The 19821-nt window shown below is 71.9% G+C and carries 18 protein-coding genes; 3 read left to right on the top strand and 15 right to left on the bottom strand.

Annotated elements, in window-relative coordinates:
- Positions 1 to 112: 112 nt before the first annotated feature.
- Positions 113 to 667 (top strand): flavin reductase family protein, encoded by a 555-nt coding sequence (locus tag VN520_RS08995; RefSeq protein ID WP_325746330.1) that lies wholly within the window; start codon positions 113 to 115, stop codon positions 665 to 667.
- A 409-nt stretch (positions 668 to 1076) separates the two neighbouring features.
- On the opposite strand, the gene VN520_RS08990 is transcribed toward VN520_RS08995, so the two are convergent.
- The 3 genes from VN520_RS08990 to VN520_RS08980 form a co-directional block, all read right to left on the bottom strand.
- On the bottom strand, positions 1077 to 3071 hold the full coding sequence (locus tag VN520_RS08990; RefSeq protein WP_325746329.1) for a PKD domain-containing protein: 1995 nt from the start codon (positions 3069 to 3071) through the stop codon (positions 1077 to 1079).
- Between the two features lie 19 nt (positions 3072 to 3090).
- The gene (locus VN520_RS08985; RefSeq protein ID WP_325746328.1) at positions 3091 to 3744 is read right to left on the bottom strand and encodes a TetR/AcrR family transcriptional regulator; all 654 of its coding nucleotides are present in this window, start codon (positions 3742 to 3744) and stop codon (positions 3091 to 3093) included.
- Positions 3745 to 3846: 102 nt separating this feature from the next.
- Positions 3847 to 4821 (bottom strand): enoyl-CoA hydratase/isomerase family protein, encoded by a 975-nt coding sequence (locus VN520_RS08980; RefSeq protein ID WP_325746327.1) that lies wholly within the window; start codon positions 4819 to 4821, stop codon positions 3847 to 3849.
- 51 nt (positions 4822 to 4872) lie between these two features.
- Between VN520_RS08980 and VN520_RS08975 the strand changes: the two genes are divergently transcribed.
- Positions 4873 to 5895 carry a CoA transferase gene (locus tag VN520_RS08975; RefSeq protein WP_325746326.1) on the top strand — a complete coding sequence of 341 codons (1023 nt, stop codon included), beginning with the start codon at positions 4873 to 4875 and terminating at the stop codon, positions 5893 to 5895.
- Entirely contained in the window at positions 5889 to 7136 is a 1248-nt protein-coding gene (locus VN520_RS08970; RefSeq protein ID WP_325746325.1) for an amidohydrolase family protein, read from the top strand. The genes VN520_RS08975 and VN520_RS08970 overlap by 7 nt, the downstream gene beginning before the upstream one ends.
- 12 nt (positions 7137 to 7148) lie before the next feature.
- Here the strand turns inward: VN520_RS08970 and VN520_RS08965 are convergent, their stop codons facing one another.
- The 12 genes from VN520_RS08965 to VN520_RS08910 all read right to left on the bottom strand — a co-directional run.
- Positions 7149 to 7919, bottom strand: coding sequence for an SDR family NAD(P)-dependent oxidoreductase (locus VN520_RS08965; protein ID WP_325746324.1), 771 nt, complete (start codon positions 7917 to 7919; stop codon positions 7149 to 7151).
- A gap of 3 nt (positions 7920 to 7922) precedes the next feature.
- Positions 7923 to 9071 carry an acyl-CoA dehydrogenase family protein gene (locus tag VN520_RS08960; protein ID WP_325746323.1) on the bottom strand — a complete coding sequence of 383 codons (1149 nt, stop codon included), beginning with the start codon at positions 9069 to 9071 and terminating at the stop codon, positions 7923 to 7925.
- Positions 9072 to 9085: 14 nt separating this feature from the next.
- Complete coding sequence (locus VN520_RS08955; RefSeq protein WP_325746322.1) at positions 9086 to 10222, bottom strand: acetyl-CoA C-acyltransferase; 1137 nt, start codon at positions 10220 to 10222, stop codon at positions 9086 to 9088.
- On the bottom strand, positions 10219 to 11031 hold the full coding sequence (locus VN520_RS08950) for an enoyl-CoA hydratase/isomerase family protein (RefSeq protein ID WP_325746321.1): 813 nt from the start codon (positions 11029 to 11031) through the stop codon (positions 10219 to 10221). Before VN520_RS08950 ends, VN520_RS08955 begins: the two co-directional genes overlap by 4 nt.
- Positions 11028 to 12212: a CaiB/BaiF CoA-transferase family protein gene (locus tag VN520_RS08945; protein ID WP_325746320.1), complete on the bottom strand. Its 1185-nt coding sequence runs from the start codon at positions 12210 to 12212 to the stop codon at positions 11028 to 11030. The genes VN520_RS08950 and VN520_RS08945 overlap by 4 nt, the downstream gene beginning before the upstream one ends.
- Complete coding sequence (locus VN520_RS08940; protein ID WP_325746319.1) at positions 12212 to 13795, bottom strand: FadD3 family acyl-CoA ligase; 1584 nt, start codon at positions 13793 to 13795, stop codon at positions 12212 to 12214. The genes VN520_RS08945 and VN520_RS08940 overlap by 1 nt, the downstream gene beginning before the upstream one ends.
- Before the next feature lie 13 nt (positions 13796 to 13808).
- The gene (locus tag VN520_RS08935; protein WP_325746318.1) at positions 13809 to 14957 is read right to left on the bottom strand and encodes an acyl-CoA dehydrogenase family protein; all 1149 of its coding nucleotides are present in this window, start codon (positions 14955 to 14957) and stop codon (positions 13809 to 13811) included.
- Positions 14954 to 15985, bottom strand: a complete 1032-nt coding sequence (locus VN520_RS08930; RefSeq protein WP_325746317.1) for an acyl-CoA dehydrogenase family protein — start codon at positions 15983 to 15985, stop codon at positions 14954 to 14956. The genes VN520_RS08935 and VN520_RS08930 overlap by 4 nt, the downstream gene beginning before the upstream one ends.
- 2 nt (positions 15986 to 15987) lie before the next feature.
- The gene (locus VN520_RS08925; protein WP_325746316.1) at positions 15988 to 16788 is read right to left on the bottom strand and encodes an enoyl-CoA hydratase/isomerase family protein; all 801 of its coding nucleotides are present in this window, start codon (positions 16786 to 16788) and stop codon (positions 15988 to 15990) included.
- 687 nt (positions 16789 to 17475) lie between these two features.
- The gene (locus tag VN520_RS08920) at positions 17476 to 18240 is read right to left on the bottom strand and encodes a FadR/GntR family transcriptional regulator (protein ID WP_325746315.1); all 765 of its coding nucleotides are present in this window, start codon (positions 18238 to 18240) and stop codon (positions 17476 to 17478) included.
- Between the two features lie 66 nt (positions 18241 to 18306).
- Positions 18307 to 19074 carry an SDR family NAD(P)-dependent oxidoreductase gene (locus VN520_RS08915; protein ID WP_325746314.1) on the bottom strand — a complete coding sequence of 256 codons (768 nt, stop codon included), beginning with the start codon at positions 19072 to 19074 and terminating at the stop codon, positions 18307 to 18309.
- A 30-nt stretch (positions 19075 to 19104) separates the two neighbouring features.
- Positions 19105 to 19821, bottom strand: a 717-nt coding sequence (locus VN520_RS08910; protein WP_325746313.1) for an acyl-CoA dehydrogenase family protein, incomplete at its 5' end; no start/stop codon positions are given.

The following is a 19821-nucleotide window of genomic DNA, read 5'->3' as shown; positions in this document are numbered from 1 at the left end:
CGTCCGGTCCGGCGGGTCCGGGCCGCAGGACGGCCGGTCCGCGCGCCGGGACCCCGCCCGCTGCCGGCACCGACCGTCCACCCCCGAAAAGCTGATAATCAGGAGGAACCGCGTGTTGATCTCAGAGCCCCGGGCCGTCGCACCCGCCGAATACCGCCGGGTGATGGGCCACCATCCGACCGGCGTCAGCGTCGTCACCGGAATGCGCGACGGCGCGCCGGTCGGCATGGTCGTGGGGACCTTCAGCGCCGTGTCGATGGACCCGCCCCTGGTGTCCTTCATGCCGACCGTGGCCTCCGGCACGTACACCCTTCTGAGGGAAGCCGGCAGCTTCTGCATCAACGTGCTGGCGGCCGACCAGATGGAATTGTGCCGGACGATGGCGGTGCCCCGTCCGGACAAGTTCGACGGTGTCCCGTGGACGGTCTCCCCCTTCGGCGCCCCGCGCCTGGCCGGTGCGGTGGCGTACGTGGACTGCGCGCCGGAGCAGGAGGTGCCGGCGGGGGACCACTGGATCACGCTGTGCCGGGTGCAGGCGATGGAGATCGGGCGGGAGGCGTCACCGCTCGTCTTCTTCCAGGGAGGCTACGGGGAGTTCGCCCGGGCCGGGCGCGCGGACGCCGAGCTCCACGAGTACCTGGCTCACTACTCCGACTTCGCCATGTGAGGATGGAACCGAGGACGCTGCCCTGACAGGGCCCGGCTCCTCGTGCGCTGCGACCGGGGCGTCGTCCGCGGGGAGACGTGAAGCGCCGCTTGCACGGGCAGCAGGAGTGCTCGACGGGTTGCAGGTCGGTGGCTGCTTGACCAGCGGGTGGACATGTCCGTAGCGCTGAACACTGTCCCAGGGCTGATCAGTCCTCCGGTGACGGGTGAGGTGATCCGGATCGGCGATGCGTGACCGCGGACACCGGCCGTCGGGGGCGTGCCCCCTCCTGGTCGTGTCCGACGCGTACCTGCGCGCCAGACCATTGCCTGGCCGGGCCCGTAGGCGACTCACGGGCGCACGCCTCGCCGACCGGCGGATTCGCGGGTCCGTGGGCGCGGCCCGTGAGGGCAGCCCGGCGCCGGCGAGATCAGTCGTGCACGAGGACCCTGACCCGGGCCAGATTGTCGATGCGGGCGAAAGCCGTTCGCGGATCGGCGTCGCGCTGTGCGCTGACCCGTACGGTGACGAACCGCGTGCCGGGGCTGCGGTAGGTGTGCCGGCGTTCGAGCCGCAACTGGGAGACGGGCTGCGTCACTTCGTCGACCTCGTAGGTGCCGTCCCCGTCCAGATCCCACTGCACACGCACGATCCTGCCCGTGCCCGGCGGGACTTCGACGGTCGCCGCCAGGGTCACGGGTGCGCCGACGCGGACGTCGGCGCGTTCGGCACCGTCCGCGGTGATCCGCACCACCGGCTGGACCCCGCCGCGTTCGGCGGCCGAGTCGGGCACGACGACCTGCCCCTCCCGGATCTCGTAGCGGGTGCCGGAAGGTGGTGTGACACCCTTTTCCACCCAGTCGGCGAGACTGCGCAGCGCCTCGTGCAGGACGCCCAGATAACTCACGGTGCGGGCCGGGTGTTCCTGACGTTCGGCGTCGGCGTGCAGCGCGTTGTCGACGTACCAGAGCCGGAAGTGGTCGTCGAGGGCCTCCCCGAGGTGCTGTGCGGCCTGGTTCCGGTACCAGTCGGCCTGCCAGGGAAAGGCCTCTCGGTCGAGCAGGCAGGACACGACGATCATCTTGCCGCCGAACCGCCCGGTGGGCACCTGTCCGGCCGCCGCAGCGGCGAACAACGGGGCCAGCAGAAAAGGACGCTGCGGGAGAAGCGGAGCGCCGGAGGCGTCGCGGTGCTGGTCCCAGACCCGGTACTCGGGGCCGGGCACCTGATGGCGGTGATAGGTCTGGGCCGCGAGGAAATTGCTGTTGTCCACACGGACGGTGTCACCGGGGCGCACGTTGTCCGGGGGCTGCTCGGCGTCGCTCATGTCGAGGACGGCGAGGTCGTGCCGGAGACCCTTCAGCCGCAGCCGGGTTCCGGCGGCCTCACCGCTCGTCACCGTCAGTTCGGCCCCCAGGGTTTCGGTGCCGGGCACGGCTGTGAGGCGCAGCGCGACGAGGGTGTCGTCCTTGTCCGCCGGTCCCTTGAACGCCTCGTCCACACCTCCCTGCGGAGCCTGGGCAGGGCCGGCGAAGGGGCCGAGGTCAGGTGTGTCGCGCCGCACGAGGACTTCACCGACCGTGCTGTCGAAGCGGACGCGGTCCCGATGCACCGAGGAGCCGGGGTCCGCGCCGAGATACCCGGGCGTGGTCCAGAACTCCTCGAAGTATCCGGGGTCCACCGTGACGATGTGCGGGTACAGCGTGCCGAAGGCGTGCGTTCCCATGGTGCGGTGCGCGAACCACGAACGGAGCGGGAAACCCATGCGCGTCACCTCGGACAGGGCGGCGCTCTCCTCGGGGGTCAGGTCCCGGTACGGATCCCCGCTGCCGCCGGGCTCCATCGCGTCCACGACCCGGTCGAACACGTGGCGCAGCACCCGCTGGGCATGCATCCGCACGGCGAATACGTTGGGGATGGCCATCGGGCTGCCGGGGACGTAAGGGACGAAGCCGTCCCACACTCCCGTGGTGTGCTCCGCGCTGCCCATGGTCCGGAAGGCGCCGCCGCTGCCGCCGTAGGCGTAACCGTAGGGGCGGTGATCGCCGTACACCTGGCGGGCTATCACCCGGGAGTGCTCTGCTGCGGCGGCATTGGCCCGATAACCGGCGACCGTCGGGTCGGTGTCGGAGCCAGGTGTCCCGGAGGACCCGCCGCCGTTGGTCTCCAGGAAGTAGCCGCCCGCGCTGAAGGCGAACCCGATCTTGTCCTCCTGCCCGGTGGCGGACTGCGCCAGGTGTTCGCTCCCGGGGACCGGGGTGATGTGCTGGAAGAAGCGTCCCTGATAGGTCCCGGACGGTGGGAAGTAGAGGGAGAAGCGGGTGTCGGTGCCCTTGAACCCCCCGTGCACATAGCGGTGCGGCTGAGGTGTGTCACGCCATTCGTCGACGTCCATGAAGGGGTGGTCGAAGGTCTGTGCGGTCATGTGCTCCACTTCCGTTCCGTCACAGGCCGTTGCCCGGACGGTTGAGGGCGGCCAGTCCTTCGATCCAGTTCTGGCCCGTGAGGCGGCGGACACCGTCCACCAGCGCCCGGCCGCAGTCGAAGCCCGGATCGCTGAGGTGGGCCACGACCAGGCCGTCCCAGAGCGCCAGGACCTGCCGGGCCGTCTCGCGTGGCTCCAGGCCGGGATGGGCCAGTCCCTCACGCTGCCTTCTCGTGATCATCTCGGTCCAGACGCCCATCGCCCGTTCCGCGCGGCGGGCGAAATACTCCGCGGCCGGGTGGTTCGGTGTCGCGGCCTGCCCGCGCAGCATCACGAACAGGCGCAGTCGTCGCTCATGCGCCGACACCGCGGCGTTCGCGACGGCATGCAGGGCGCTGAGATCCAGCGTCGGTTGCCCGCCCCCCGCGGTCGCGAGGTCCAGTTCCAGGTCGTCGGAGCGGCTCAGAGCCGCGACGAGCAGGTGCTCCTTGGTGGGGAAGTGGTACAGGACCGTCGGTTCGCTCGAGTCCGACCGGCCGGCGACCAGTGAGGTGGTGACCCCCTCATGACCGAGCTCGTCGACCAGCTGGAGCACCGCGAGCGCGATGCGCCCCCGGCGCTCGTGGGACCGTTGGTAAGGGCCGCGCTTCCGTGGACGTGCAGCAGCCTCCATGGAACCGCCTTCCTCCTGAATCCTGAGCAGAAGATAACAATCGATTTTCAAGCTGGCAAGATCTCTTGAGGAAGCGAACAGTCTGGTATGAAAATTTATCTTCTACTCAGTATTGGTTCGGACTCCATGGGCTCGGCGGACATCTCGCCGGATCCCTGTGATCTCATCCACCAGTCCCCACGCCAGAGCCTGCGGCGCGGTCAGCGCGGTGCCGGACAGCGCCAGGAAGGCGGTCCGCTCCCGGCCGGCCCGGGCCGGCAGGCTTGCCGTGCCGCCCGCGCCGGGGATCAGGCCCATGCCGATCTCGGGCAGGCGGATCACGGTGTCCGGGGCGGCCGTCACCCGCCCGGCGAACGCCGCCAGCTCGATGCCCGCGCCCACACAGGCGCCGTGCAGATGGACCGTCACTTTGGAGGCGCAGCTCAGGAGCAGCGCCGCAGGACTGCGGGACACCCGCACCCGGTGCGCTTCGGCGGTGTCCCCCGAGGTGCCGAACTCGGCGAGGTCGCCCCCGGCGCAGAAGGCCGGTCCGGCGCCGCGCACGTCGACACCGGTGATCGACGGATCGGCTGCGGCGACTTCCAGGGCTTCGCAGAGGGCGTCCCGGGTGGCCGCGTCGAAGGCGTTGCGTGCCCAGGGGCGGTCCAGTACGACACTCAGGCGGCCGCCGTCACGACGGAGCCGCACCGGCTCGGCCGCCGGGCGGGGGACACGCGGCGGGGCCGCGGCCAGCCAGGCGCGGAAGTCCGCGCCGCCCTGGAGGGCCGAATAGGCCATGGACTCCACCAGCAGCCTGTCCGGCGGAGCGAGCGCGGGCCCCATCCGGAGCACCTGGACGAGGGCGACGGCGGCCGCGGGGTGCCGTTCCGCCTCGGCGGCGATGCGACGGGCGGTCGCCCGGGCGTCTGAGCTGACCACCCAGGGGCGCGGCGCGGCGGGGCCCTCGGTCAGCAGGATGTCGAAGCCGTCCGGTACCTCTCCCGGGCAGGCGGCCACGCCGATCAGGACCTGGTCGCGTGCGGGTCGCTGCGGCGGTGTCGAAGGGGCGATATCGATGACTCGGCACGGTGACTTCATGACCGCCGGAGTGTAATCTGACTTCCCTTTGACAAGAAGGCTGTTTTCGGCATGGAGAATCATGATGTCGACCGGGGGCGGTGGATCACCGACGTCGCGCCGTACCTGGGCCCGCTCCGGTCCGTCGTGGACGACTTCGAAGCCCGCACCGGCGTCGCCGTCGACCTTCCCGCGGCCCTCTTCCTGCGAGCGCAGCTCGCCGGATTCCGGTTGCCGGGCCGCACCTCGGCCGGCGGCTCCTGCCGGCTTCTCGAAACCGCCGACGGGTGGGCCGCCGTCAACCTCGCCCGTCCGGACGACCACGCCTCGCTTCCCGCGCTTCTGGCTCTCCTCGGTGCACGGGACGCGGACCTGGCCGGTGCCGCCCGTCGCACCACCGCCTCGCGACTCGCCGGTACCGCCCAGACCCTCGGCATTGCCGCTGCGGCTCTCGCAGCCGCACGCTCCCGTCGCTGCCCCGTGCGCACCCGGTCCTGCGGCGAGCGACGGCACCGCCCGCTCGCCGGCCTGCGCGTGCTCGACCTCTCCGCCCTGTGGGCCGGGCCTCTGTGCGCGAAGCTGCTCGGTCTGGCCGGCGCGCACGTGACCAAGGTGGAGAGCACCGTCAGACCGGACGGCGCGCGACGGGGGGACCCGCGCTTCTACCGCTGGCTGCACGAGGGACACGACAGCGTGGTCCTGGACTTCGCCTCGGGAGCGCTGGTCGAAGCCGTGGACCGGGCCGACATCGTCATCGAGGCCTCCCGGCCGCGAGCACTGCGCCGACTGGGGGTGAAGGCCGAGGAGTTCCTGTCCGCGCGTCCGGGGCGGGTCTGGGCCGGTCTCACCGGGTACGGCCGTGACGACGACCGCATCGCCTTCGGGGACGACGCGGCGGTGGCCGGCGGTCTGGTCGGCCGCGACGCGCACGGCGACCCGGTGTTCCTCGGCGACGCCCTCGCCGATCCCGCCACCGGCCTCTTCGCCGCCCACGCGGTCGTCCGCTCGCTCGCCGCCGGTGGCGGGGAGCTGCTGTGCGTGTCCATGGCGGCCAGTGCCGCTCTGCTCGCCGGTTCCGGGACGGTGCCGTGCTGATCAGGGACGTGGAGCTGGAAGGGAACGCCGGCAGGGACGTGCGGGTCGGGGCCGACGGACGGATCAGCGAGATCGGGCGCGGCCTGGCCGGGACCGCCGATGTGGACGGACGCGGAGGGGCGTTGCTGCCCGGCCTGCACGACCACCACATCCACCTGACGGCGCTGGCCGCGAACGCCTCCTCGGTCCGCGTGGGACCCGCTGACGTGCGCGGACCCGACGGTCTTCGGGCGGCCCTGCGACGCGGGCCGCCCGGCCGGTGGGTACGGGCCGTCGGCTATCACGAAAGCGTCGCGGGGGACCTGGACCGATCCGTGCTGGACGCGCTCGTCACCGACCGGCCCGTGCGGGTGCAGCACCGAAGCGGGGTGATGTGGTTCCTCAACACCGCCGCGTTGCGCGCGGCCGGGCTGGACGGCGACGGCAGGCTGTGGAGGGAGGACGAACGGCTGCGTCGTCTCGTGCCGCCGGTCCGGCTCGATCTGACGGGTCTGGGCCGGCGGGCCGCACGCTTCGGTGTCACCGGCTTCACCAACGCCGACCCGTGCCCCGCTCCCGGGCTGCGCCGGACTCTGTCGGTGCTGCCGCAGCGGCTCACCGTCATGGGCCTGGACTCCCCGGTCAAGATCATGCTGGACGACGTCACCCTGCCGGCCCCGGGCGACCTGGCGGCCAGGGTGCGCGCGGTGCGGCCCCGGCCGGTCGCCGTGCACTGCGTCACCGGTGTGCAGTTGCTCGTCACGCTGCTCGCCGTGGAGGAGGCTGGCCCGGTCGCCGGGGACCGCGTCGAGCACGGCGCGGTGATCCAGGAGGAGGCCGTCCCCTGGATCAGGCGGCTCGGCCTGACCGTTGTCACGCAGCCGCACTTCCCGGTGGAACGGGGGCGTCAGTACGCCGACGAGGTCCACCCCGACGACCGGGCCCACCTCTACCGCTGCCGAAGCCTGGCCGAGGCGGGCGTCCCGGTCGCCGCGGGGACCGACGCGCCGTACGGCACGGACGACCCGTGGGCGGTCATGCGGGCGGCCGTCCAACGGGAGGACGGCGAGAGCGTCTCACGGGAGGCGGCACTACGGCTCTTCCTCGGCGCACCCGAACGGCCCGCCCGGCCCCGCCGGCTGACGGTCGGCTCGGTGGCGGACCTGTGCCTGCTGCACGTCCCCCTGCGGGAGGCGCTGCACGTACTGTCCGCCGACACCGTACGGGCCACCTACGTGGCGGGCCGCCCGATCACCCCCTGAGCCGCTGTGCGCTCAGACGCTGTACCCCCCGTCCACCCCCAGCGCCTGCCCGGTGATGAATCCGGCTCGGTCGGACGCGAGGAACGCGACCGCCTCCGCGACGTCCTGCGCCTGCCCGAACCGCCGCATCGGGATGTTGCGCCGCGTGACGGCGAGGGCACCCTCGTCCAGCTCGCCCGTGCTGATCAGGCGGCCGGCGATGCCGTCCGTGAGCATGCCGGGGGCGACGCAGTTGACGCGGACGCCGAAACGTCCCTCCTCGGCCGCCAGCGCTCGGGCCACGGCCTCGACCGCGCCCTTGGCACCCGAGGACAGTCCGTCGCGGACCGGGAAACGCCGGGTGGCGACCGTCGTCACGGCGACGACGGAGCCCCGCGTCTCCCGCAGCAGCGGCAGCGCGGGGTGGACGAGATTGAAGAACGCGACCGCGTCGGCCTCCAGCTGCGCACGGTACCGGCCGGGCGTCACCTTGCTGAGGTGCGTCATCGGCACGTGCGGTCCGGCCGCGTAGACCAGCGTGTACAGGCCGCCGAAATCCGCCGCGGCGTCGCGCACAGCGCTCCCCGTCGCCTCCTCGTCGGTCAGGTCGAGTCTGATCGCTGCCGCCCGGCGTCCGCACGACTTCACCTCGTCGGTGAGGGCGTGTGCGGCCTCCTCGTTGGTGCGGTAGGTGAAAGCGACGTCACAGCCGCGGGCGGCGAACGTCCGTACGATCGCCGAGCCGATGCCGCCGGTGCCGCCCGCGACAAGGGTGACGCCCGGGCGGGGAGAGATGTCCTCCATGCCTCACAACCCCAGGGACTTGGCGATGATGACCTTCATGACCTCGCTGGTCCCGGCGTAGATACGGGTGATGCGCGCATCCGCGTACAACCGGGCGATCGGGTACTCCAGCATGTAGCCGTATCCGCCGAACAACTGGAGACACCGGTCGACGGCGCGTGCCTGCACCTCCGTGCAGAACAGTTTGACCTTGGCGGCGTCGGCGCCCGAGAGCCGGCCGTCGACCAGTTCGAGCACGGCCCGGTCCACCACCGCCTGCGCGGCCTCCAGTTCGGCCTCCACCGCGGCGAGCTCGAACTTGGTGTTCTGGAACGACGCGACGGCGGTCCCGAACACCGTCCGCTCCTTGACGTACGCGAGGGTGGTGCCGAGTGCCGCCCGCGTCTGCGCCACCGAACCGACCGCCACGGTCATCCGCTCCTGCGGCAGGTTGTGCCCCAGGTACCCGAAGGCGCAGCCCTCCTCACCGAGCCGGTTGGCCACGGGCACGCGGACGTCGTCGAAGGCGAGTTCCACGGTGTCCTGCGCCTTGATGCCCATCTTGTCCAGCTCCCGGCCACGCGTGAAGCCGGGCATTCCGTCCTCCACCACCAGCAGCGTCAGTCCTGCCCGCCGGTCCCCGGGCTCATGACTGGTACGCGCCACCACGATCACCAGATCGGCCAGCAGCCCTCCGGTGATGAAGGTCTTCGCGCCGTTGAGGACGTAGGCGTCGCCGTCCCGTACGGCGGTGGTGCGGATCCCCGCGAGATCGGAGCCGGTGCCCGGTTCGGTCATGGCTATCGCGGTCAGCAGCGTCCCGGAGGCCAGACCCGGGAACCAGCGCGCGCGCTGCTTCCGGTCGGCGTAGGCGAGGAAGTAGGGGAGGACGACATCGAGTTGGGTGCGCACCGTGCCCAGGGTGACCAGGGCACGGGCCGCCTCCTCCTGGAGGACGACGTTGTAGCGGTAGTCGGGCTGCCCGCCGCCGCCGTACTCCTCGGGTACGGCCATGCCCAGCAGGCCGAGCGAACCGAGCCGTTCGAAGAACGAGCGGGGCAGCCGCCCGGCCTTCTCCCACTCGGCGTGGTGCGGGACCACCTCCTTGGCCACGACGTCCCGGACCAGTTCCCGGAAGTCCTCGTGGTCCGCGGTGAAGACGTCTCTGCGCACGGTGACTCCCTTCGTCAGTCGGCGAGTTCGAGGAGGGCGGCGTTCGCGGTGCCGCCGCCCTCGCACATGGTCTGCAGGCCGTAGCGGATGCCGTGCGCCCGCATGTGGTGGATCATCCGGGTCATCAGCACCGCCCCCGAAGCCCCCAGCGGGTGGCCGAGCGCGATGGCACCGCCGAGGGGGTTCAGCCGCTCCAGGTCCGCGCCGGTCTCGGCGAGCCAGGCCAGCGGGACCGGGGCGAACGCCTCGTTCACCTCGCAGACGCCGATCTCCCCGAGGGCGACGCCCGCCTTGCGCAGTACCCTCCCGGTGGCCGGGATCGGCCCGGTGAGCATCAGCACCGGGTCGGACCCTACGACCGCACCGGCCCGGTAGCGGACCAGGGGAGCGAGCCCCAGTTCCCGTGCCTTGGCAGCCGTGGTGACCAGCAGGGCCGCCGCCCCGTCGGAGATCTGCGAGGCGTTGCCCGCGTGGAGCACACCGTCCTCCTGGAAGGACGGCTCGAGCTTCGCGAGGGTGTCCACGCTCGTGCCCCGCCGTATCCCCTCGTCGGCGTCGACCCCCGCCGCGGCGACGATCTCCGCCGCGAACGCCCCGGCGTCCTGCGCCGCCGCCGCGCGCTCGTGGGAGAGCGCGGCGTACGCGTCGAGCTCCTCCCGCGAGAATCCCCACTTCCGCGCGATCCGCTCCGCCGAGATCCCCTGGTTGAAGGAGAAGCCCTGGTAGCGGTCGAGGACCCGCGGACCGTACGGCATCCCGTCCGCCTTCGCGGCTCCCAGCGGCACCCGGCTCATCACCTCGACGCCGCCCGCCACGACCACGTCCTGCTGTCCCGACAGGACCGCCTGCACGGCGAAGTCCAGCGCCTGCTGGCTCGACCCGCACGCCCGGTTGACCGTCGTCCCCGGAACGCTCTCCGGCCAGCCCGCCGCGAGCACCGCGTACCGGCCGATGTTGCCCGACTGGTCGCCGATCTGGGACACACAGCCCCAGACGACGTCGTCGACCACCTCCGGATCGATCCCGGTGCGCTCCGCGAGGGCGGTCAGCACCGTCGCGGACAGGTCCGCCGGATGGACACCGGACAGCCCACCGCCCCGCTTGCCGACGGCGGTGCGGACCGCGCCGACGATCACCGCTTCCCGAGTCATGTCTCGTCCTCCGATCGTCCGGCAGTCGAACCGGGCACCGCCCAGTCGCCGGTGAAGTGGGCCTCGCGTTCTCCCGCGAAGGCCGCGTACGCCTCCCGTACGTCGGCGGTCGCGAAGTTCGCCGCCTGCGCCCGCGCCTCGCCGGCGAGCGCCTCGCGCAGGGTGCGCTCGGCGCCCTCGTTGAGCAGCGCCTTGGTCTGGGCCAGGGCCACGGGGGCGCCGGCCGCCAGACGAGCGGTGAGGTCGTCGGTGAAGGCGTCCACCTTCCCGGCGTCCACCACCCAGGTCACGAGGTTCAACGCGCGGGCCTCCTCGGCGTCGATCGTCTCCGCCAGCAGGGCCAGTCGTTTCGCCTGCTGGAGTCCGACCAGCCGAGGCAGCAGCCAGGAGCCGCCGCAGTCGGGGGACAGCGCACGCCGCGTGAACACCTGCGAGAACCTCGCCCGAGGTGTCGCCACGACCAGGTCGCAGCCCAGGGCGAGGTTCCAGCCCGCGCCCACCGCCACTCCGGTCACCTTGGCGACCGTCGGCACGGGCAGTTCGTGCAGCAGCAGCGTCACGTCGGTGAGGGTGCGCATGCGGTACACGGGGTGGACGCCGCTGAGTCCCTTGGAGATGTCGGCGCCCGAGCAGAAGGCGCCGCCCGCCCCGGTGAGGACCAGGGCGCGGACGCTCCGGTCCCGTCCGGCGGCGTCGAGTGCGGTGCGCAGCGCCTCCCACAGTTCGGTGTCGATGGCGTTCTTGCGGTGCGGGCGGTTCAGCGTCAGGGTCCGCACCCCGTCGGCGTCGTCGATGAGCAGAGCGGTCACCGCACGGCCCCCTCTTCGCGCAGGGCCACGATCTCCTCGTCGGTGAGACCGAGTTCGCCGAGCACGGCGTCCGTGTGCTCGCCCAGCGCGGGCACCGCCCCCATCGGCGGCTCGAACCCGGCGATGACGGGGGGCGGGAGCAGGGCGGGTACCGGTCCGCCCGGCGTGTCGATCTGCCGCCAGCGGTCACGGGCCGCCAGGTGCGGGTGAGCCAGGACCTCCGCCTGGGTGTTGAAGCGGGAGTTGCCGATTCCGGCCGCGTCCGCACGGCTCTGGACGTCCACCAGATCGTGCCGGGCGCACCAGGAGGCGATCTCGGCGTCCAGGACGGCCCGGTGCTCCACCCGCCCGGCGTTGGTACGGAACCGCTCGTCGTCCGCCAGGTCGGGCCGGCCGAGCAGTTCCCGGGCCAGACGCTGCCATTCACGGTCGTTGGTGGTGCCGAGGACGACCGTCTGCCCGTCGGCGGTCCGGTGGGCGCCGTAGGGGGAGACGGCGGGCGAGGCCATGCCGAGCGGCTGCTGTTCGATCCCGGAGTGGCGGGTGTACGTCAGCGGGTAGCCCATCAGCTCCGTCATCGTGTCGAACAGGCTCACGGCGACGGAGGTGGGGGGCCGGCCCCGTCCCTTGCCGTGCAGCAGGGCCAGGACGGAGAGTGCCGCGTACAGGCCGCTGCACACGTCGGCCACCGGCGGGCCCGGCTTGGCGGGCGCCCCCGGGTGCCCGGTCACCGCGCAGGCCCCCGACTCGGCCTGGACGAGCAGGTCGTAGGCGCGCTTGTGGGACAGCGGGCCGCCGGGTCCGTACCCGTCGATCTCGACGGCGATCAGGCCCGGGTGGGCGACCTCAAGGTCGGCGGGGGACAGGCCCAGTTTGGCCGTCGTACCGGGTGTGAGGTTGGAGACCAGTACGTCGGCGCGTTCCAGCAGCCGGTGCAGCACGGCGAGGCCGGCGGCGGACTTGAGGTCCAGCGCGACCGACTCCTTGCCCCGGTTGACCCAGACGAAGTGGGCCGCGAGGCCGCCCACGACATCGTCGTAGTGCCGTGCGAAGTCCCCTCCTCGGGGGTTCTCCACCTTGATGACGCGGGCGCCGAAGTCGCCGAGGGCACGGGTGCACATCGGCGCCGACACGGCCTGCTCCAGCGCCACCACGGTGATGCCGCTCAGCGGTGCCTCCATCAGCGCTCACCGTCCTCGAACCGGGCGCGCAGGTCGTCCTTGAGAACCTTCAGGCCGGCGTTGCGGGGCAGCGCGTCGACGAATCGCACATGGCGGGGCACCTTGAAGTTGGCCATGTGCTCGCGCGCCCACGCCATGATGTCCTCCCCGGTGACGCGGGCCCCCGGCGCGGGGACGACGAAGGCGCAGCCGACCTCGCCCATGCGCGCGTCGGGCACGCCGATGACCGCCACCTGCGCGATGTGCTCGCAGCCGAGCAGCAGCTTCTCGATCTCGGCCGGGTAGGCGTTGAAGCCGCCGACGATGTACATCTCCTTCTTGCGGTCGACGATCACGAGGTTGTCCGCCGCGTCGAGGTGGCCGATGTCGCCGGTGTGCAGCCAGCCGTCGCCGTCGATCGTCGCCGCGGTGGCTCCGGGATCGTCCCAGTAGCCCTGAGTGACGTTGTAGCCCCGGACGAGGATCTCCCCGTCCCGGCCCGGCGGGACCCTCTCCCCGGACGCGTCGGTGAGGCATACCTCCACGCCAGGGATGGGGCGCCCGGTGGTGCGGGCCACCGTCCCCTCGGTGTCACCGGGCCGGGTGGTGGTCACCAGTGCGGTCGACTCGGTGAGCCCGTAGGCACTCAGCACGATGTCGAAGGACAAGTCCTTCTTCATGGCGCGGATCAGGGACTCCGGGATGGTCGAACCGCCCGTCATGGACACCCGCAGGGACGACAGGTCGCGGCCCGGGCGGTCGGGGTGGTGGAGCAGGTCGTGGAAGATGGTGGGCGGGCCGAGCAGGATGCTGACGCGTTCCCGCTCGATCACCTCCAGCGCCCGGCCCGCGTCGAAGACGGCCATCGGGATCACCGTCACACCGTGCAGGAACGAGGCGAGCCAGCCCGCCTTGTAGCCGAAGCAGTGGAAGAACGGCGGGATGACCAGGAAACTGTCCGAGGAGCGGAAGCCGTACTCCGAGGACATCCAGCCGTAGGCGCGCAGTGACTGCCCGTGAGTGAGCTTGACGCCCTTGGGGTGCCCGGTGGTGCCGGAGGTGAACATCACGTCACTGACGTGGTCCGGGGCGAGCCGGTCGATGGCCTCGTGCGCCCCGGAGCGGTCCGCTCCCAGACCGAGGAACTCGTCCCACGTCAGGCCGGCCTCACCCCGCTGCCCCGACAGCGACACGGTGGTGCGCAGCGCGGGCAACTCCGGGTCCGCCCGCTTGAGGCCGGCCGTGTAGTCGTTGCCCAGGAAGGACGCGGCGGCGAACAGCGCCTTGGCGCCGGACTTGCGCAGGATGTAGGACAACTCCTCCGTCTTGAAACGGGTGTTCAGCGGTACGACGATGCCTCCGGCGCCCTGGATGCCGAGGGCCGCCACGATCCACTCCACCGAGTTCGGCGCACACAGCCCGACCCGGTCGCCCGGCTCGATGCCCAGGGCCAGCGCGGCGGCGACGGCCTGCACCATCTGGTCCTTCAGTTGCCGGAAAGTCAGGCGACGGTCCTCCTCGACGAGGGCGGGAGAGTCCGCGAACCGCCGGGCGGCGGTTCTGACCATGCCCGGGATGCTCTGGTGTTCCTGGTCGTGCCGCATGACGGGACTCCGTTCAGCCGCGGCCGTCGGCCGGCAGGCGCAGCAGCCGCTTGGCGATGATGTTCCGCTGGATCTGGGACGTCCCGCCATAGACGGACGCCGCCCTGGAGTAGAGGTAGTCGCCGAAGACCTCTCCGCCCTCCCCGTGCAGTTCCTCGGGGAATACCTTCAGCGCCGTCTCGTACAGCCGCTGCTCGGCGCGGGTCATCAGGAGCTTGTCGACGGAGGACTCCGGGCCCGCGGTCCGGCCGGCCAGACGCTCGGCGGTGCGGCGCCGGGAGTGGGCCACCAGGACCTGGTAGTCGACGACGCACCGGCCGATGTCCGACAGCAGCCCGTCGGGGAGGGTGCCGCGGTGCTCGCGGGCCCGGCGGCGCAACCGTTCGATCAGCATCCCGTACTTCGACAGGTGACCGGTGTCGAGGGCGTTGCGCTCGTAGGCCACGGTCGTCATCGCCAGTGCCCACCCGTCTCCCTCGGCGCCGATGCGCTCGGACTTTGCCAGGCGGACGTCGTCGAGGAACAGTTCGCAGAACTCGTCGTCGCCGTTGGCGGCGCGCAGCGGCCGCACGGTCACCCCGGGGCGGTCCAGGGGCAGGACGAACGCCGATATCGAGGCGTGCGGGGGAGCGGTGGGGCCGGTGCGCGCCAGTAACAGGCACAGGCCTGAGTACTGGGCGTAACTGGTCCACAGTTTTTGGCCGTTGACGACGTAGTGCCCGTCCTCGCCGCGCTCGGCACGGGTGCTCATCCCGGCAAGGTCCGAGCCGGCGCCCGGCTCGCTGAAGCCCTGGCACCATACGTCGTCACCCGCGAGCATGCGCGGCAGCAGCAGACGGCGCTGCTCCTCGTCACCGAACCGCATCAGGGCGTGGGCGAGATAACCGATGCGAGGCACTCCGGGCGCACCACGTGCCCCGAGTTCGTCACTGACCGCGACCTGGTGAAGGGCGGTCAGCCCGCGGCCTCCGTACTCGCGCGGCACGTCCAGGCCGACCCAGCCGCCGGAGTGGAGCATGCGGTGCCAGCGGTGCAGGAAGACGGGGACCGGTTCGTCCGCGCCGCGTGCGGGCAGTGGATGGCCGGCGAGCCAGGCGCGGAAGTCGCGGCGCAGACGTTCCAGGTCGGCGGGGTCGCCGAAGTCCAGCGGGAGGCCGGTCATCGCGTCGTCCCCGATCCGGCCGTCGCGGCGGGCTGCCCGGCCGTGCCGGAACTGTCTCCGTCCGAGGAGACCGTGAGGGGATCGGCCAGAGCGGGCAGCAGGTCGGCCGTGGTCGCCAGCAGGCCCGCCCCCACGAGGGCCCGGCGCAGGTACAGGTGGGCGACGTGCTCCCAGGTCTGGGCGATGCCGCCGAACACCTGCATTCCGGCGTACACCGCCTCGACCGCAGAGGTGTTCACCTCGGCCTTGGCCACCCGGGCCGCGGTCAGCGCCCGGTGCGGAGGTTCGTGGTCCAGGCACCAGGCGGCGTACCGGGTGGCGCTGGCACACGCCTCGACGAGGACCGTGGCGTCGGCGAGCAGGTGCTGTACAGCCTGGAAGGACCCGACCGGCCGTCCGTACTGGCGGCGGTCGCGGGCGTAGTCCGTACTCAGCTCGACGAACGCGCCGGCCGCGCCGGCCAGTTCCGCGGCCACGACGACCAGGGCGTACGCCTGCCAGCGCTGTCCGTCCTCGAAACCGAGGCGTCCGACAACCTCGCCGCCGCCGAGGGCCACGCGCACGGTGCGCAGCAGGTCGACGGTCGGGACGGGCGGGCCCAGCGAGACCTGCCGTACGGTCCCGTCGGGGGTGACGTGCAGCGCGCTGTCGGCCGCGTCGCAGTCCCAGGCGATCAGACGCGAGGAGTGCTGCCGCGGGAAGCACAGGTCGGCGTCGAGGGCGATGGTCGGACGGGACGCCTTGGCCGTGGTCCCGAGCAGGCGCAGCAGTTCCGGGGCGAGGAGGGCCGTGCCGAGCAGGGACGTCGTCAGCGGCTGCCGGCCGTGTTCCTCGGCGAGCAGCGCGCATTCCTGCGCCGTCGCGGCGGGCGGGGAGACGAGGCGCAGTTCCGTGAGACCCATCGCGTCCAAGGCCTGCTGCGCGTCTTTGCGGGCCTGCGGCTCGATCTCGTCGGGGGAGCCGACGCGATGGCGGGTCGCGAACGTCCGCAGCATGTCGCGGACCAGAGCGAACTCCTCGGTGTCCACGTTCAGTCCTCCTCGGGGACGGCCGTGCGGCGGCGTGCGCGGGACGCCAGGTCGTTGATGATCCGGATGTGGTCCGGGCTGGTCATCGTGGACCGCTCGGCCAGCAGGGCAGCCTCCATGCCTGCCCGCGACACCTGCTCGACCACCGCGGCCAGTGCCGCCTTGGTGGCGCGCAGCGCCTCCGCCGGCTGGGCGGCCAGCCGGTGGGCGAGCGCGAGGGCCTCGTCCATCAGGTCGGCCGGCGCGGCGCTCCTGTTGGCCAGCCCCAGTTCGACCGCGGTGGCGGCCGGGATGCGGTCGCCCGTGAACAGGTACTCCTTGACCCGTAGCAGACTCGTCAGCAGGGGCCACAGTGTGACTCCGCCGTCGCCTGCCACCAGACCGACCGACACATGAGGGTCGGCGAGATAGGCGTCCTCGGCCATGAGAACCAGGTCGCAGCCCAGGGCCAGGCTGCAACCCAGGCCCACGGCCGGCCCGTTGACCGCCGCGACCACGGGGAGCGGGAAGCGCATCATCTCCGTCTGGATGGTCCGGTCGAGCCGGATGGAGCGTTCCCGCAGTTCCGGGTCGTCGTGGTGGCGGAGCAGGTGGTCGAAGTCGCCCCCGGCGCTGAACGCCCGTCCGGCTCCGGTCAGGACCACCGCCCGGGCCTCGGTGTCCTCCGCCAGTTCCCGCCAGACCTCGGACAGCCGGCGGTGCAGTTCCTCCGACACACCGTTGAGTCGCTCCGGCCGGTTCAGGGTGACGACTCGGACGCCGCCATCGGCGGCCACGGTCAGGACGGGGCTCAGCTCGCTCATGCCGCGATGGTATTGAAGGTCGGACCGATATTGTCAATGATGTTGCCGAAAAAAGAGAACATCATTCTCGTCGCGGAGGGGAACCTCCGGCCCGAGCCGGCGGGACGGTGCCGCGGGTGCCACGCCCGGCGGTGACGGCTCGGACGCCTTTACGAGGAGTGGGACGCCGTCGCGATCACCGCCGAGTACAGCGCGCCGGCACCATGCGCGAGCCCGCTGGGGGCGCCACGGCCGCCGGCCCTCACGGCGCCTCGAACCCGGGCCACCGCTGTCACAGCTCATCGATGCGCTCGACAGTGCAGTGAGCCTCCGCCGACTTCGAGCCGCAGGCCAAAGAGCTGGGGTGGCCGGTTCTCGGGCGCTCACGCTGGTCGTGGGCGGCTGTTGGCGGAGCAGAGCGTCTGTCAGCGGTTGACTTCGAGGTTCGTCAGGACGAGTAAGGCGCGCAGGAGGCGGGGGGCTCGGGCGGTGCGGGGTCCGGTGAGAATCCGCCGACTCGCCGCTGACGAGAAGCACCGTCCGGGCGGCCTCAGCTCGTGGCGGGCTTCGGGTGCCGGAGGACCTTCACCGCCGCCGTTCCGCCTTGTACCGGCTCGTGCGCCCCCAGCCCCGGCGTACGACGACGGCCGCGCGCGGTGGCCTCGCCGTGTGTGGCCCGGACGGAGCGGCCCGGGGCCAGGCCATCGGTCAGCCGCCGGCCTCGGGCAGGTCCAGCAGTTCCCGTTCGTCCACCTCGGCGGCGGCGCGCGCGAAGCCGCACACGTGACGGCTCATCCGCCGGCGGGCCGCCTCCTCGTCACCGGACCGGATCGCCTCCGTGATCCGGGCGTGGGTGTGCGCGGTGACCCGGCGGACGCGTACGTCCATGAACTGCGCCAGGTCGGTGGAGGCGTGGATCGACTCGGACAGGGCGCTGAGGAAACCGATGAGCAGTTCGTTGCCGCCCGCCCTGGCCACGGCGTTGTGCCACTGGATGTTGGCGCGCAGGAACCGTGGCACGTCGTCGCCCGCCCCGACCAGGTCCGCGTGGGCGGTCTCCAGGGCTGCGAGGTCCTGCTCGGTGCGCCGCCGGGCCGCGAGCGCCGAGCAGGCCGGCTCGATCGCCTCCCGCGTCTCGTGCAGCGCCTCCAGCCGGACCCGCTGCCCCCGGATCACCAACTGCACCGTACGGGCGAGGGACTCGTGTCCCGGCCGGTGCACGAAAGCCCCGCCTCCGCGTCCGGGCCGGATCTCGACCAGCCGCTCGACCTCCAGAACGCGCAGTGCCTCCCGCACCGTCGCCCGGCTCAGCCCTGTCTGCTCCACGAGCTGACGTTCCGGAGGCAGCGCCGTGCCCTCACTGAACTCCCCGGACAGGATGCGCTCGCGCACCTCGGCGGCCAGCACGTCCGATGCCTTCGGCACGGTGAGCGTCTCGAAGCGTGGGGCGGGCGGGGGTTGTGCGCTGGACACGGTGCGGGCCTCTCGTCGGGCGTCCCTCATCGGCTGAACCATTCAACACAGCCGGGAAGGGGCCTGTCACATGACCATCCCTCCGTCCACCGGCAGCACCTGCCCGGTGACGAAGGACGCGGCGTCCGAGGCGAGGAACACGAACGCCCCGGCCACCTCCTCCGGTGTGGCCCACCTGCCGAGCGGAATACGGGCGAGCATACGCTCAGCGAACCGGGGATCGGTGCGGATGGTCTCCGTCATCGGCGTCGCGGCGAGCGGGGCGAGGGCGTTGACGAGGATCCGCTTGCGCGCCAGCTCGCGGGCGAGCGACTTGGTGAGGCCGATGATCCCCGCCTTGGCCACCGAGTAGTTCACCTGGCCGAGCGTGCCGGTCAGGCCGGCCGAGGAGGTGACGTTGATGACGCGCCCCGTCCCGTCGGTCGGCAGGAACGGCAGAGCTGCCTGCGTGCAGTGGAAGGCTCCCATCACGTGGATGTCGATCAACTGCCGGACGGATTCCTCCCGCACCTTGTCGAACATCGCCGGAGCCGTGACCCCGGCGTTGTTGACGAGAATGTGCAGAGTTCCGTCCGTGAGCGCGGCGGCCCGGGACACCGCGCTGTCGGCGGCGGCCCGGTCCGTCACGTCGAGGGCCGCGCTGCCGGCCGTCAATCCGGCGGCGGAGAGCCTGCCGGCCACGACGGCCGCCGCCTCGCCGTCCACATCGGTGACGAGTACCGCGGCCCCGGCCCGGGCCAATGCCTCCGCGACCGCGGAGCCGATGCCACCGGCGGCCCCGGTCACGAGGGCCGAGCGCCCCGTGAGGTCGAACAGATCCCTACGGTCGGTCATTGCTGGCTCCTCGTCGTCGGCGTGGAAGGTTCAGTAGCTGCGCGGCAGTCCCAGAGTGTGCGACCCCAGGTAGTTCAGGACCATCTCCTGGCTGACCGGTGCGATCCGCATCAACCGGGCCTCACGGAAGAAGCGGGCCACGGGATACTCCTCGGAGTAGCCCATCCCGCCATGGGTCTGCAGGGCGCGGTCGGCGGCGGTGAACCCGGCGTCGGCGCACAGATACTTGGCGGTGTTCGCCTCCCGCCCGCAGGACCGGCCGTTGTCGTACAGCCAGGTCGCCTTGCGCAGCACCAGTTCCGCCGCGTCGAGCCGGGCGAGCGAGTCGGCGAGCGGGAACTGGATGCCCTGGTTCATGCCGATGGGACGGCCGAACACTTCGCGGTCACGGCCGTAGGCCACTGCCCGGTCCAGCGCCACCCGGCCGATGCCCAGCGCTTCGGCGGCGATCAGCATCCGCTCGGGATTGAGGCCGTCGAGCAGGTAGCGGAACCCCTGCCCCTCCTCGCCCACCCGGTCCCGGACGGGGACCCGCAGCTCATCGATGAACAGCTCGTTCGAGGTGACGGCGTTGCGTCCCATCTTCGGGATCGGGCGGATGTCCACGTGGTCGCGGTCGAGGTCGGTGAGGAACAGGGTCATGCCGTTCGTCGGCTTCGCGACCACGTCACGCCGCGACGTGCGGGTCAGCAGCAGGATCTTCTCCGACTCCACCGCCTTGGAGATCCACACCTTGCGGCCGCTGAC

It is taken from the genome of Streptomyces sp., from assembly GCF_035563135.1.
In the GTDB taxonomy this organism is placed as follows: Bacteria; Actinomycetota; Actinomycetes; order Streptomycetales; family Streptomycetaceae; genus Streptomyces.
This window is presented reverse-complemented; position numbering and strand designations above follow the sequence as displayed.